The organism is Arthrobacter sp. BG3 (assembly GCF_056680185.1).
Genome location: NZ_CM155270.1, coordinates 3867872 through 3882881 on the forward strand (window position 1 = coordinate 3867872; position 15010 = coordinate 3882881).

Sequence of the window (15010 nt, forward strand, 5' to 3'; positions counted from 1 at the left end):
TCGAGGTCGGAGACACTGCCTCAGATCAGCTCGTCCGACCTCATACACCGGCGTCCGCCAGCACTCTTCCGGCATCCTTGACCCGCAGATTGCCGGACATGAGCTGGGGCAGGACTACGTCGCGTGTGTTGGCCAATTTCGTGTTTTCCGACAGTGCATTGGCAGCTGCCATATGAAGTGGCTCCGCCACGGCGACAAACTCCTTCATGACGTGGGGCTCGGCAAGCCGTACTTTGAACTTCTTGAAATTACCGCGGCTCAACTCGAGGAATGTCGCGCCGTTTGCCAACGAAATGAATTCATCCACGCGGCTCTGCATTTCGTGGAAGAACCAGAAACGGAGTTCTGGGTCATTTGGCTGCACGACGATGAATCCTTGATTTACGGCCATCGGCTCTTGCGCCAGCGCAAACGCCCCGATGGTCGCTCGCGACGTCATAAGAATCGCGCCTGCCGGGTACAACTCGGAAGCACATGCATTGAGACCTGCGTCCGAGATCCGGCGGGAAGTGCTGGACAAGTAGGGACCCGGAAGCCCTGTTACATCCGTCGGTGTAGCCCACAGGACATCGCCGTTCCAGAATTCCGGTACCGAAGTACTCGGTGTGCCACCACCGCTCACCTTCGCAGTATCGCCAAACGTTCGTTCTGAAGGGGGCACGTGCCTGATGAGCCGCTGGTACTCGGCCGCGACCAGTCGCTCAGTAGTACCTGCCAACTTGTTGTTGGCGGCGATCTTGTCGTCGATGGCACCTAGTACCTCGGCGATAGCCCGCTGCTGGCTCAATTCGGGCACTTGGATTGATATTCCGCGGAGTGAAGTTAGGGGTTGCCCGATGCCAGGCGTTCCCACTGTCGACGCGCGCATCAAGAGCTCGCGCTGACCCGGTCCGCGGAAGTAGTAGAAAACGAAGCGCGGATCCACTTTGAGTTGATCGACCGTCAGCTTCATCATGCTGGAGGACAACAGCATCTGCCGTTTTCCAACGATGCCAACGCGACCGATGGCTCCACGATGAGGGAAAATTAGATCTCCCTCGTTCACCAAGCAAGCGGGAAACCGAGCCGCCGTTTCAGGCGCAACAAAGACCAAGTCGGACTCGTCTATTTCCCCGCCGTCTTTGATGTTCTGGCCGCGAACAACGGGAACTCCTGATGGGACATACAAATCCGCTTTGAGGCTTGACCCAAATGGCCCGATAGCTATCGAACGCTTATCCGGCGCTGCGATGTCGGCAATCGTGACAGTCTCGAGACTCACAAGATCCTCCCGAGCTGCGCCCGCACAACAGCAGCAAGCCGTTCGGATTCCTCGAACTGGTCGAACAGTTCTTTGGACAGCCGCGCGATCTTCTCCTCGATCGGTTCGCCGTCGTCCTCAACGTCGGCGGCTCCAACGTAACGGCCCGGCGTTAGCGCGTAGTCCGTAGCCTTGACCTCCGCGAGGGTGGCCGAATAGCAGAAGCCGGTTTCGTCCTCGTACGTCAATCCGGCCTCAACCGCCGACTCGGTGCCGCGCCAGGCGTGGTACGTGTTGGCGATCTTGGCGATGTCTTCGTCGGACAGTGCGCGCTCGGCGCGGTCCACCATGTAGCCGAGGTTCCGGGCGTCGATGAAGAGCACCTGCCCGGTGCGGTCCATGGAGCCGTTCTTGCCGGCGGTCTTGTCCTTCGCGAAGAACCAGGTGCACACCGGAATGCCGGTGCTGCGGAAGAGCTGGGTGGGCAGGGCTACCATGCAGGAGACCAGGTCCGCCTCCACGAGCTGGGCGCGGATGTCGCCCTCGCCGCCGGAGTTGGAGGACATGGAGCCGTTGGCCATGACCACGCCGGCGCTGCCGCCGGGTGCAAGTTTGGAGATGATGTGCTGGATCCAGGCGTAGTTGGCGTTTCCGGCCGGGGGCACGCCGTACTTCCAGCGGGGGTCGGATTCGGAGCGGGCCCAGTCCTTGATGTTGAAGGGCGGGTTGGCCATGATGAAGTCCGCGCCGTTGTTGCCCGTCAGTTCGGGGTGCTGGTCCCGGGCGAAGGTGTCGCCCCAGCGGGTGGCGAGGTTGGCGTTGAGGCCGTGGATGGCGAGGTTCATCTTGGCCATCCGCCAGGTGCGCTCGTTGAGCTCCTGGCCGTAGACGGAGATGTCCGAGCCCTCCATGTTGTGGGCTGCGAGGAACTTCTCGGCCTGGACGAACATGCCGCCCGAGCCGCAGCACGGGTCGTACACCCGCCCGCGGTGCGGTTCCAGGACTTCGACCAGGACGCGGACCACGCCGGCCGGGGTGTAGAACTCGCCGCCGCGCTTGCCCTCGGCCTTGGCGAACTTCTCCAGGAAGTACTCGTAGACCTCGCCGAGCAGGTCGCGGGCCTTGCTGGCGCCCTGGCCGGTGAAGCGAGCCGAGTTGAACAGGTCGAGCAGCTCGCCGAGGCGGCGCTGGTCCACGTTGTCGCGGTTGTAGATGCGGGGGAGTGTGGCGGCGAGGCTCTTGTTGTCGGCCATGATGAGTTCCATAGCTTCATCAATGAGCTGGCCAATGGACTTGGGTTCGGCGCCGTCCATCGCCGGCAGGCCCTTGGCGTTGTCGGCCAGATAGGTCCAGCGGGCCCGTTCGGAGACCCAGAACACGCCGCGGCCGGTGTACTCGTCGACGTCGTCGATCAGCTGGGCGATCTGTTCCTCGTTGAGCCCGTCCGCCTCCAGCTCGGCCTGGATCTGCCCGCGGCGTTCCTCGAAGGCGTCCGACACGTACTTGAGGAACACCAGGCCCAGGATCACGTCCTTGTACTGGGAGGCATCCATGGAGCCGCGCAGTTTGTCCGCGGCCTTCCAGAGGGTGTCCTTGAGTTCCTTCATCGTGGACGGGGCGAGGTCCACCTTCAATTTCGGGGGCATTACTGAATTCCTTCGGTCTGTGGTTCGGCGAGCTTACTGCTGGGGTTTATCAGGGTGAGGCTTCCGCCCGCTACGCCGTCCGTAATCAGGGTAGCGAGTTCTTCGAGCCGCTTGAGGCGTTCGCGGGCTTGCTGCTGTTCGTGTTGCAGCCGGGCCAGGGAACCGGTCAGTTTCTTCCGTTGGGCATCCGGGACGCGGCGCAGGCGCCACTGGCGCCAGGTCTTGTCCGCTGCGGAGAGCTTGTTGATGTCCGCGACGACGACGTCGGCCAGTAGCCCGCCGGGGTCCCCGGCGTCGATCCGCAGCACTCGGGCGGGGAATACGACGGCGGAGCCGCCTTGCATGTCCACCAGTGCGGCGGGCCTCGGGCTGGTGCAAAAGACGACGTCGCCGGGCTCGGTGAGGCGGCTCGCGGGATAGCTGGCGGCGAAGTCCAGAAGGCTGATGTGGCGGGGTGTGGCGGTGTGCGGGTCGAGCAGCTCCGCCGGCCCGAGTACTTGAGTCCCCCCGCTTGGCGCCAGATCCGCATCCTCGATCCGGTTCCCTTTGATGTATTTGAGGTTGCCGACGGCGATCAGTTCCTCGACGGAGGTGGGCGAAGACTTCGTGTCCGGATCTGCGGCCAGTACCTTCACGGCACCGGCTTGTCCGGAGTCGCCGGTCTGCAGCAGGCGCACAAGTTCCTCCACCCGAAGGGCATTCTCCGCGCCGCTTGAACTCGGCGGCGAAGCCGGGGATTGGGCTGCCGCCAGGGACTTCCTGCTGGCCAGCAGGAGGCGGGTCTGTACCAGACGGGCGAATCGGAAGGAGTGGGCGCGCACCGTGGCGCTGGTTCCCATGGAGGCCACAATGTCGCTGACCAGGTCCTGCCGGACGTCCTCGGTGAGGTCGTGGGCGTTGAGATCCGCCACCATGGTCCAGCGGTCGGCAATGGGCACCTCAGCGAAAGACGGTCCCAGCACCCACAGCGCCTGTGCCTCGCGTGGCTTGGAGCGCAGCAGTCCTTGGGGCAGCCGCACGATGGCGCGTACCCGGCCGGTACGTAGCAGCCCGGAACGGAGACCTCCCGCCCCGGCGGCCAGCGGAGCATCGCAGAGAACACGGGCCGGGGCGATGATGACCGCCCGCTGATGGTCGTCCATCTGTAGGACGAGTTGTTCAACCGCCGCTAGGACCTGTGGTGCGTCCATGCCGGGTTCGCCGGGTGATGGGTACTGCGCCACATGGACCACGGCTCCCTGCACGGCGAACTCGCCACTGGCCTCGACGCGGATCTGTCCGGAGTCCACACCATGCACGCGCAGGCGGCGACGCACGAGGCGGCCGGCTCCGCCGTCGTCGTCCGCGGTCAGAAAAGTGACTGGGGAACCCTCGCCGGAAGCGTGCACAACGCCCATCAGGAGATCGCTGCCGCCGCGGGTGGAGTCGGCAAACACGGGGTTCCCGCCGAGCGTCGCGGCCAGCTCGACGGCAGCAGCGGAAATCAGTCCAACCGCGGAGTCGGTAAGGGCGGTATCCGAGTGCTCCCGAAGCCCCGCCCGGAACCGTGCGGCAAGCAGCTGTTCAAAGGCGGCCGGCGCGTTGTAAGCACTGTCCACCAGCCGATCAGCGAACGCTGCCGTGGAAGCGAGCGACGCGCCCTGGGACTCCAGCTCTGAGTACAGGAACAGATCGTCAGGATCACACTCGTCTGCAAGATCCAGCAGGTCATCCGGGCTCAGTGGCCCAATCGCTACTCCTGTCATGGCCTTGAGCGTCAGCAGGGCCGTGAGAGCGGCAAGGGTGTTTCCCTCGACGCCGCTGGCGGCCGTGCCGGGCATCCGGGCGAAGGCGGCGGCGTCTTTCACGGCATCCTGGTTGTTGCCTCGTCCGGTTGCCTCCAACCATCGGGCAACCTGGTCGGCGTCGAAGAGTTCACGGCCGCCTTCCAGCGCCGCGGGCCCGGGAAACGGATGAGCCGACCCGGCGCTGCGTTTACGCCACATCGAAACGACAGGGCGCTGGACCTGCGCCAGCGCGGCCACGTCCGAAAGGGTCATGCGCAGGGCTTCTGCTTGGGTCATTTGCGCCTCCTTTCGACGTCGACCCCCAGCCTAGCGGTGCGCGGCGACTATTCCGGTGAAGTGCTGATAAGGGGGGTTATCAGTCTTCGTTCGTCCTGTTATTCCGGAGGCGCCGTAGCTTCGATTCTGCAGCTACGGAGGAATCGTCCGGTGCTGCGACGGCGGCGGGGAACCACGCATTGGGGGATCGGTTTCCCGCCGCCGCTCAGCAGCTACCCATGAACAGAGGAAGAGATCATGCCGAACACTGATATCAACCAGGCGGGCGAGCCGCAGCTCGATGAGGTTGGGCAAGCGCAGCCGTCGTCGGTCGCGGCAAAGCCTGTCAGGAAGAAGAGGGTCCTCCCGGCGGTGGCTGTTCTGGCGCTGTTGGCCGGCGGTGTCGGTATCGGCACGACGCTGCCGGACCCGAAGTCCAGCGACGCCTACGTGGCACTGGTCGGGGAGAAGGCGTCCGTGGAGTCGGACCGCGACTCGGTCAAGTCCAGCTACGAGTCGATGAAGTCCAAGTACGACACTCTGCAGAACGGCATGGCCGCCCGCGAGGCGAAGGTCACGGCACGCGAAGCAGAGGTCGGCAAGGCAGATGCAGCCGTGAAGAGTGCTGATGCGGTCGTCAAGAAGCGCGAAGAGGCGGTGACCGGCGCCGAGAAAACCAAGGCAGCCAACACCATCGCCGACGGCACCTGGACAGTGGGCAAGGACATCGAGGCCGGCACCTACCGGGCCACTGCCGACGTCGGCTCCTCCTGCTACTGGGGTATCTACGCGACCGGTAGCAACGGCAGCAACATTATCGACAACGATCTCCCCGGCGGCGGCCGGCCCTCAGTTGCGCTCGCCGGCGGGCAGGACTTCAAGTCCAGCCGCTGCGGCAAGTGGGAAAAGCAGTAACAGCCCCACGCTTCACATCATTCATTTACCTAAGAAAGGCACCTAATGTCTCACGAAGTTTCGGAACAGCCCTTGACCGCTGCGATGGCTGCGCCTCAGCCGCGGCCGTTCTTCAAGAAGAAGCGTTTCCTCATTCCTGCAGGTGTCCTGGTGCTTGGCATCGCCTTGGGCTCGTGCTCCGGAGGCTCCAAGCAGGCCAGCGATGCCACCCCGGCCGCGGCCTCGGCTCCTGCGGCAACAGCACCCGCTTCTTCGGCAGCCGCTGTACCGGCCGCTGCGCCGGCTGCCCCCGCCGCTCCACCGGCGGCGCCGGCCGGACCCGCCGTCGGCGCTCCGTTCAGCGTCAAGATGGGCAACGGCAACGTCGCGAAGATCACTATTGTCTCTGCCGTCCGCACGGACGCTGTCACCACCACGGCTTTCGCCACGGCACCAAAGAGTGGCAGTTACCTGCTCCTGGACGTCCTGTGGGAAACGGAGACAGGCAAGACCAGCTCCAACCCGTTCTACTTCTCGGCCAAGGACTCCAACGGGCGCAAGGCCGATCTGAGCCTCTTCGCGGACAACCAGCTTGGCTCCGGTGACGTTCTACCGGGTGACAAGACTCGGGGATTCATCGCGTTCGATATCGCGCCCGGTGCTTCGACAGTGATGATCTCCACGCCGCTGATGCAGGAAGCCGCTCGGATCCAGATTCCGGGGTAGTGCGGCTGAGGAGCCGTGTAAGGGGTGCCCGGCTCCCTCGGGACGCTTACAGTTTCAACTGTTCACTTTCGCGTTATCTATTGGGGGATTCCTTGGGCATCAACAAAGAGCACGTTTCGGCGTATGGGCAGATGCCCGTCGCAGAAGCCGGAACCATGGTGGCCACCGGCGCCGGGGCCGTCCCTGGGGTACAGATCTATGAGTTCCGTGGCGGGGCTGCTTCCTGGTTCGGCACGCAGATCCTCGGCGTCCTGATTACGATCTGCACCATTGGGATCTGCTACCCGTTCGCCTTGGTCCTTGTGGAGCGTTGGCGGGCGAAGAACACATATCTTCACGGCCGGCAGCTTCAGTTCGTCGGCACGGGGTGGGGCATCTTCGGGCTGTGGATCAAATGGGCGCTCCTGAGCATCATCACGCTTGGCATCTACACCTTCTGGGTTTACCCGAGGCTGATGCAGTGGAAGGTCGAAAAGACCGTCTTCGCGTAGACAGAAGCGGCCCTGCACCCTTCGGGGTGCAGGGCTTTTTCTTGCGCAGACCAAGGCCATCGCACCCGGTGTCAATGGCCAATAGTTCGTGCCCATGGACGGCCAGCAAAAATGCCCGCTGGTGGCCATGAAAACTGCCCGGTCATGGCCAGGAGATCTGCCCACCGGGTGTTCGGTGGCGTTGGCCATGTCGGGGTGTTGGTTTAGTTCATTGGGGTGGCTCCTTTTCCGGCCAGGGCCTGGCTGAGGCGGATCGATTCTCCTGAGGTTTGGCAGACGTGCGCGTGGTGCAGCAGCCGGTCGACGGTTGCTGTGGCGAGGGTTTTGGGCATGAGTTCGTCAAAGCCGGCGGGGTGCAGGTTTGAGGAGACCGCGATGGAGCGTTTCTCGTAGGCGGCGTCGACGAGGCGGTAGAGGCCCTCGGCGGCGTCGGTGCCGGCCGGCAAGAGTCCTATGTCATCGACCACCACTAAATCTGCGCGCAGGATCCGGGCGACGACTTTGGTGACGCTGTCATCGGAGCGGTGGGCTCGCATGAGAGCGCCGAGGTCCTCGAGCCGGAACCACACGACCCGCATACCGGCCTCGACGGCTTGCTGGCCGAGGGCTTCGAGGAAGAATGTTTTGCCCGTCCCGGAGGGGCCGCAGATCACGACGTTTTCCTTCCGCCCGATCCATTCCAGCGTCCGCAGCGCCTGCTGCGTCGGGGCGGGGATCGAGGAGGCAGCAGGGTCCCAGGTGTCGAAGGTCTTCCCGGTCGGGAAGCCCGCGGCCTTGCGCCTGGTGGCGAGCATGGACCGGGACCGGCCGGCGACTTCCTCGACGAAGAGGGCTTTGATGACCTCGGCCGGTTCCCAGCGCTGGGCGCGCGCGGTCGCGATCAGTTCCGGCGCCAACGCCCGCGCATGAGGCATCTTCAACTGCCGCATCAGCGCCTCCAGCTCCGGCGCCAGCACGGGTGCCGTGGTCGGGACCGGGCTCATGCGCTTTCCTCCAGGGCGCCGTCAACACGGGCGGCAACGGGTGGTCGGCCAATCGCCGCCCACCCGGCGGTGCCCTGGGTCAGGGACCGGATTTCCCCTGCGGCATGGGTGGTGGTGCGGGTGCTTGCGGCGTTCAGGATCGAGGCCAGGTCCTTGTTCGCGAAGCGGCCATGGATGGCCGCGGTCCCGAGGGCCTGATCGACTTCGGACTGCCCGGCGATCTTGGCCAGGGCGACCGCTTCGGCCATCTTCACGTTCATCCGGGCCGTGCCCGCCGCTGCGGCCTCAAGCAGCCAGGTGCGGGCACCGGCCCCGATGCGAAGGAACTCCGCTTCCGCGGCCGTCCTGGCTTTCGCCGTGTACTCACCCGGGATCCTGGGCCTATGGTCTGGGAAGTGGGCGTCATTGATCGCAGGGCTGCCCGGGCGGGCGCGCCGGTGCCGGGCGACTTCCACCGGCCCTTGGCTGCCGTGGTGGACGATGATGACCTGTTCGTCGGCTCCGGCGCCGTGGGCCCGGACGAACACCCGTGCGCCGAGCAGATACGCCGGAACGGAGTACTGTCCATTCTCGAAGGTGACCATCGGCGTGTTCCCCGGAACGGTGCGGGAGAGCCCGAACGCGACGGTGTGCGCGGTGTCCGGGATCCGGTGCAACCGCGGTGCCTCCTCGGTGAGCATCGCGGCGGGTTTGCGGCGGGTGGCCCGGTGCTCACGGGTGTTGACCTCGTCCATGAACGTCTGGCAGGCCGCTTCGATCTCGGCGAAGGAAGCGTATTCGGCACGCAGGTTGGTGTTCTTGGGCACGATGTCGGCCTTGGCGAGTTTCACCGAGGACTCCACGCCGCCCTTGGAGGCCGGGTCCGCGGGCTGGCAGGTCAACACCGTCACCCCGTAGTGGCGGGCGAAGTCGACCGTCTGCTGGTTGCGCACCGGGACCCCGGCGACATGGGACACCGTCACGGTCTTCTCGTTATCGGTCAATACATACGTTGGGGCACCGCCGATGACACGGAAGCTGCGGTCCAGCGCGGCGAACACGCTCGGCGCCGTCCGGTCCCGCAGCGCGATCACGATCCTGAAGCGGGACCACGCCAGCCAGGCCACGAACAAAACGGTCTTCTTCCCCTCGATCACGGGCCCGTCGCCGAAATCGTACTGAAGCCACATGCCCGGTTCCGTGATCCAGGGCCGGTGCACCCGGACATGGCCCAGCCGCCAGGCCGCGCGGACCTGCGCGACGGCCCGGCGGGTTGAGCGCTCCGAGCCCTCGTAGCCGAGGGCCTGGAGTTTCTCGTGGGCTTTGTCGGCGCGGATTTTGCCCTTGGAGGCCTCGATCCATTCCTCGATCTTGGGCAGGAACGCATCGGTGACCCGGCCCCGGTAGACCGGTTCGGCGATCGGCTGGCCGGCGTCGCGGGCAGCGACGTGCCTGGCCACCGTGTGGTGCGAGCAGCCGGGAGTTCCGCGGCGGCGCGCAACGATCCGGTCAGATCATACGCAGCAAGTATTTCCATGATTTCTCCGTCAAACTTCATTAGGGCCTCTTCCCGGGCGACTTTGGTGCGACTAGACACCGTCATCAAACACCGGGGAGAGGCTCCCGCCGCTTAAGCGTCAGGGTTCAGTAAGGAAGTGGGCAGATCTCATGGCCACCGACGGGCAGTTTTCATGGCCGCTAACAACCTGGTCAGCTTCAAGAGTTTCTTGGATACCGCCAGGATCATTTGACGGTCGGTGGCCGGGCCGTATGTTGTCGAAGCTCAAACTAGCCGAGGTGCGGGGGATCGATTCCCTACTTGATCAAGGCGATTCTCAGCGACGCCATCGTGTCCTTGAGCTTCTGAAAGTTGGGACCGGACATGAAAGCTCCGACTTCCTGTTCCGAATTGAACCCCAGTGACTGGGTCATGAGACCGACTACGGTGCCGACCCTGAAATGACTTCGCCCGGGGCAGTCCTCCCCGGTCGCGCCCGGGGTATCGGGCGCGTCACCGGCCAGCATGACGTACAGCATGAAGGGGAAGTCCTGGGGGTTGTACTGGCCCCTAGCAAATAGCTCCGAGACGATCGCAGCGTGCGTGTTCGCAGGTGCGGGAGCGATTCCGCGAAGGCTGACCCGCTCTTCCTCGAGCAGTTTGTATGGAACGGGGGCGCAGGCGCCTTCCAAGTTGTCGTCGCGGAACTGAAGCGTGAGCCGCGACTCTCCCTGGGCGTTCACGACCTTCACTTCTTCGTTGTAAAAACCCCTGTCGGGAAGCACCACCCACCCTTCCGGCAGGCGCATGCTGACGTTGATCGCGTGAGAGGAAGGGCCGCTCATCGTCGCGCCACCGGTGAGGGTTGTCGAGAAGTTGCTGCCTTGGGGAGGGATTGCGAGGACGGGCGCAGAGGTGACGATTGTCGCATCAAAGCTGGCGGCTGGCGCAATATTGAACTGCTGCATAATGCCATTAGCCGCTATCAGAACGATGCCGGCCAGCGCTTCGGGCGCTGCGGTAAGAAGCGCCAGAACGACCTGGAAGGCTCTAAAAGCATATGTGTCTGCGGCAGCCGCGAATACAGCTCCTGTGACCGTTGCCGCGCAGTCGAAAAAGGACGTGAGAAGACCGGTAGCCATCTGCTGCGCGTTACCTCCCTGAGCGGTCTGGAAGACAGTCTGCAGGCATTTGGCGTTGCCAACCGCGTCAAGCATGGCTCTCCCTGTCGCCGGTAAGGTTCCTGCAATCGAACTAACTAACTCCAGCACCTTCATCAGGACTCCGACGAAAAGCATGACGTAATACTGATTGAAATGGACCTTCACATCCGACATCGGCGGGCTGAGGGTGAAGGTGGCAGTGGCACCAGGCACTAGGACGGCCTGGCCCGGCTGTGTGAACTGGAGTAAATGCGCCAGATCCAGCGAGGCCACTGTTGCGGCTGACAACTCCGCCTGGTTGCTCGCCGTTGCCGCTGGAGTTGAGGAAACCAAGAACGGGACGGGGGAGTTTGGTGCCGCGGTTATGACGAGCGAACCGTTTGCCTCTCCGAGGCAAAGCCAAGCCGCAGGCGGGGAAATGGCGGTGTAGGTGGCGCCCCGGATGGTGACGGGTTTGTCTGCGCAATCCGGTTTCGGGGATTGGATGTTCCAGACCTCGCTAAGGCTGTCCCGGGCACCCTTTACGAGTGCAGTCAGATCAAGTTGTACCGGCCATATCCTGGACAGATGCGGTACTTGGGCTGTGACCGTCCCGGCATTCTGGTCCCATGCTGCCGCCACAAGGTCGGGCTTGTCCGCACCGTCGGACTGCATCGCCATGGCGATTGTCGTACCGGTATTCTGGGTCTGTTCTCCGACCAACTGCGCCCTGTCTACGGGAATGGTGACCATTATGGGCTTAGACGGTTGGAGGCCATCCCCGAGTTTGATTTTCAAGGGCTTCGCAAGGGGTTTCAGTTGTGCCCCACCGGATTCAACCTGGTGGCTGTCATCGACAGAAGCCTCCACGTGGGTTCCTGCGGGTGCCGCCCCGGCGGGCACAACAATCTTCGTGCCGGCCATCGTGACTTCAGCACCATTCTCTGAGACGACGGTGCCGCCACCCGACGGCTTCACGGGGGAGGGCTCGCACGATGTCAGCGCGAGACCGATGGAGGTGAACAAGGCTACGAAAGTAGCTGCTCGGGGAATGCGACGGCGTTTCATGGGCGGGCCTCTACAATTGGGGCGGAAAGCTGCCGGGCTGGCCGGCTCAAGCTACGACTACGCGATGCTGCGTGAGTCCTTCCAAATCACGGGCCTGCGCAATGGCAACGTGGGGGACTAGTGCCCAGCAGGCGAGCACGTATCTTGAGAAACAACGTGGACATCCTCGGGCGTCAAAGACAGGCTCGGAACGACACCAGGGATTGGCTTAGTGCTCAAGCGACCTGTCTTGTGAACCACAACGCAGGCCCCCGGTTCCCCGTCTGGGTTGGTACGCCAACTCACTCTCAGGGCCTGGTCTTCGAAGCTAATGGCATCCACATCCGAATGTTCCTTATGGTCAAGTTCAGAGAGGTCGAACCAACCCGCCAGCTGAAGATGCTGACCATAATTTGAGTAGAATGCCACGGTCGCGGGCCACGCCACTCCGCCTTTGCTGCACTGAAACACTAGAGCTGTGAGCCCCTGGGTGTTGGTGGATGAGTTCCCCACTGCACGAAGATAACTTCCGTCGCTGTTCTTTTGAAGCATGGTGAAGCCTGGGTCTGGTCCTCCCGGGGTCTTGGGGATGGTGAGCTCACCGTTGACGAGTTGTCCTCGCGGTCGTGTGCACATGGGGGGCGCCTCCACTGCGCCTAGGTCTGCTGGAGTCGGGCCAAGGAAGGCCTTGAGGGCTTGGTCGCTGGGCTGGAAAACGAATTGCCGCGCAACCGGGTCGAGCAGCAGATCAGTGAGTGCATCGGCAACAGGAGCCAACACTTGCACTGCTGCGTAGATCTGGGCCGCGACCAAGATGCTTTTCGCAGCAAGGTGGGCTTTCTTCTCGATTTCTGCGATGGTCGATGTCGGATTCCTGGTCGCCCAAAACTTGGCGGCGGCCTGCGCCACGGAATCGCTTTGGCCGGACAGACACGATGCAAGCGTTCCCATCAATCCCGGTAGCTCCGAGGCTTCAGACTTCAGGGATGAACTGGACAACACCAGATCCACGCCCCCATTGATCATCTCTGATGAGCATTGGGTCAGTGCCATGGACGTCGTTACGAGGGACAGCGCCGGGGCGACTGAAGCGTCCGAGACCTGGGTGTACAGCAGCCCGGCGAGAACATACGGAACTGTTGCGTCGACCTCGATGAGCGGTTTGGTTCGATTAGTGTGCCAAAAGTTGAGCAAATCGTTTTTGTTGAAGCGGAACGAGTACTCGCCGGTGGGCTGGATGAAGTACGTATCAGGGCTTGGGATCAGCGCATCCGGACCGCTCAGGACCATGGTCGCCCAGGTTTCGGGAGTGTCGCTCTGCCACAGGTCACTTTCGGCCCATACAGGCTTGACGGCCGTTGTGATCGAGGCGGCGGCGCCGCGGTTCAACTTGAGCTTGATTTCAAGGTCGTCCGGGTTTGCGGGGTCCGCTGTCGCGCACCACAAAACCGGCCCGTTGATGTCGTCATAGAACTGGGGGGCTGACTTGTCGTCCCAGGCCGGCGGTGCATTCGGGCATTCCGGTCGTGTCGTCCGGACGCCGACGAGTTTTCCGATGCCGTTGCTCAGGATGTCGAACAGCCCGTAGGTGGAAAAGTGCTCCAGCTTGGCAGTGACTGTGGTCCGGTCCGGGGACGTGTCGCTCGCCAGGGGAATCCATGTGAGGTTCTGAGTGTCCCAACGGGCGATGAACGGTGTCTTGTCGGCGGGTACGGGTTGGTCAATGGTGAAGGTCAGCATGGCACCGGAGGAAGGGAATGTTCCGTTGCCCATTTCGAGATCAACAGCCTTTTCCAGGGATGAGCCGGCTGGAACTGCGGCCGTCATGTCTGGTGTTTGAGGCTGACTCGTCGCGGTCGCGGACAGCCCGTTGGAGCTTCCGGGAAAACTTACCTGTGCGCGGACGGGGTCAGGCATTGAAGTTCGCGTGTCGGTAGGAGGTTGTCTCGGGGGGACCCGGTGCAGCCCGTCAGCGCCGTCATGCTCGCCACCGCCAGAAGGCAAACCACGCGGAACCAAAGGCTGGCTGCCGGAGACGGTCCCCGGGCGCCGGCTCCGAGTCTTGTGCTAATCATGAGCACGGACGAATGGACTGATCGGGCGCCGTCGTGTTGTCCAGGACCTTGACATAAGCCTCATCGGGAAACCGTGAAGCCGCTACACATGCCTGTGCCAAAGTATCGAACGGTCCTCCGTATACGGCGTAGATCATCGTTCCCGTGTTGGACATCTGGTACAGGGACGAGCAACTGCCGAGGGTGAGCAGGTATTTGGACCCGGGGTGGCTTGCAAGGTTGGCTTGTATGTCCTGTGCATAGCTCGATGGCGTTATGGACGAGTGGTAGAAGACAGCGAATCTTCCTCCACAGTCAACAGGCCGCAAAGGCGACGTAAGTCCAAGGTCACCGGGCTGTGGTGTCGCGGCTTGCGTTGCCGGTTGTGGCGCCGGTACAGGGGCCCGGAGTGATTGCGCCGGGCTGGCGGTGGCCTGCTGGGCGGGTGTCTCCGGCGTCAGCGCGGGCGCCGCGACCGGAGGTGTGGCCGGGGAAGCAGACTGGACTGAGTCCTGCATCGAGGGTTTCCACGAGTTTTCACCTAGAAAGATGCCGAGGAGGAGAACCGCGAAGACGAGGCTTCCGGCGGCGATCCCGGTAGTCTTCCGGCTCATCGTGGATAAGCTGAAAGCCGGCTTTGGCTCGCGACTTGGAGGCGGTTTCTGCCCTGACGAGTCAGCGAAATCGTCTTCAACCTTGTGGGAATCGAGCTTTGGCTCACCCGATTCGTAAGGTTGCCTGCCCGACGCTTCCAGTGCCGTCTTTCGGCGTGCCTGATAGAAGGGACGATCTGATTCACCGACTGGTGGCGCGACTGGAGGCAGCGGACCTGCCTCGGGCATATTAAGGTAGGGAATGGGCTTGGGTGGTGGGCCGTAACTGTTGTTAAACGGCTGGCTGTCGGTGCAAGAGAACACGAATATGACGATGTCCCCGACGAGTGGCACGGCTCTGATGAACAGCCACCAACCCGAGCGGCCAACGTCGTGGAGACGCCGGACCTGCACGGCCAAAAGCGGCAAGAAACAGGCCAACATGAAGATAACGGCGAGGAATCTGATGAGGTCCCATCCTGTTATCGCGATCAGGATGCCCCACGCCATGAGTGCCAGGAAGAACGCCAAACCTGACATCCAGAATTCTGACCGTCTGGCTCGACCAGCAAATGTTGCATAGTTGGACAGGCACGCTGAAACGGCTTCTCGAAGTGTCATTTTCTCTCCTCCGAAGAAAAGCGGACTTCTGGTTTCGAGACCGATGCGCGCCAC

Annotated in this window: 10 protein-coding genes and 1 pseudogene; 3 read left to right on the forward strand and 8 right to left on the reverse strand. The window is 63.1% G+C overall.

The window, feature by feature from the left end:
- Positions 1 to 40: 40 nt before the first annotated feature.
- Genes AC1MFL_RS17420 through AC1MFL_RS17430 form a run of 3 tightly spaced genes read right to left on the reverse strand, consistent with a single transcriptional unit; the run spans position 41 to position 4949 of the window.
- Positions 41 to 1261: a restriction endonuclease subunit S gene (locus AC1MFL_RS17420; RefSeq protein WP_479811455.1), complete on the reverse strand. Its 1221-nt coding sequence runs from the start codon at positions 1259 to 1261 to the stop codon at positions 41 to 43.
- A complete protein-coding gene (locus tag AC1MFL_RS17425) occupies positions 1258 to 2886 on the reverse strand; it encodes a class I SAM-dependent DNA methyltransferase (protein ID WP_479811457.1) in 1629 nt (542 codons plus the stop codon). Before AC1MFL_RS17425 ends, AC1MFL_RS17420 begins: the two co-directional genes overlap by 4 nt.
- The gene (locus AC1MFL_RS17430) at positions 2886 to 4949 is read right to left on the reverse strand and encodes a hypothetical protein (protein ID WP_479811459.1); all 2064 of its coding nucleotides are present in this window, start codon (positions 4947 to 4949) and stop codon (positions 2886 to 2888) included. Before AC1MFL_RS17430 ends, AC1MFL_RS17425 begins: the two co-directional genes overlap by 1 nt.
- Positions 4950 to 5186: 237 nt before the next feature.
- Here AC1MFL_RS17430 and AC1MFL_RS17435 point away from each other — a divergent pair, with 237 nt between their 5' ends.
- From AC1MFL_RS17435 to AC1MFL_RS17445, 3 genes are all read left to right on the forward strand, one after another.
- The gene (locus AC1MFL_RS17435) at positions 5187 to 5843 is read left to right on the forward strand and encodes a hypothetical protein (protein WP_479811461.1); all 657 of its coding nucleotides are present in this window, start codon (positions 5187 to 5189) and stop codon (positions 5841 to 5843) included.
- A 45-nt stretch (positions 5844 to 5888) separates the two neighbouring features.
- Positions 5889 to 6548, forward strand: coding sequence for a DUF4352 domain-containing protein (locus AC1MFL_RS17440; RefSeq protein WP_479811463.1), 660 nt, complete (start codon positions 5889 to 5891; stop codon positions 6546 to 6548).
- Between the two features lie 131 nt (positions 6549 to 6679).
- The gene (locus AC1MFL_RS17445) at positions 6680 to 7039 is read left to right on the forward strand and encodes a DUF898 family protein (protein WP_479811465.1); all 360 of its coding nucleotides are present in this window, start codon (positions 6680 to 6682) and stop codon (positions 7037 to 7039) included.
- A 203-nt stretch (positions 7040 to 7242) separates the two neighbouring features.
- Here the strand turns inward: AC1MFL_RS17445 and istB are convergent, their stop codons facing one another.
- From istB to AC1MFL_RS17470, 5 genes and pseudogenes are all read right to left on the reverse strand, one after another.
- Entirely contained in the window at positions 7243 to 8022 is a 780-nt protein-coding gene (gene istB, locus AC1MFL_RS17450; protein ID WP_479811467.1) for an IS21-like element helper ATPase IstB, read from the reverse strand.
- Positions 8019 to 9559 (reverse strand): annotated as a pseudogene (gene istA / locus AC1MFL_RS17455) (IS21 family transposase). The gene istB and the pseudogene istA overlap by 4 nt, the downstream one beginning before the upstream one ends.
- 257 nt (positions 9560 to 9816) lie before the next feature.
- A complete protein-coding gene (locus AC1MFL_RS17460; protein WP_479811469.1) occupies positions 9817 to 11667 on the reverse strand; it encodes a hypothetical protein in 1851 nt (616 codons plus the stop codon).
- Positions 11668 to 11826: 159 nt separating this feature from the next.
- Complete coding sequence (locus AC1MFL_RS17465) at positions 11827 to 13515, reverse strand: hypothetical protein (protein WP_479811471.1); 1689 nt, start codon at positions 13513 to 13515, stop codon at positions 11827 to 11829.
- A 244-nt stretch (positions 13516 to 13759) separates the two neighbouring features.
- Entirely contained in the window at positions 13760 to 14956 is a 1197-nt protein-coding gene (locus AC1MFL_RS17470) for a DUF805 domain-containing protein (RefSeq protein WP_479811473.1), read from the reverse strand.
- Positions 14957 to 15010: the final 54 nt, after the last annotated feature.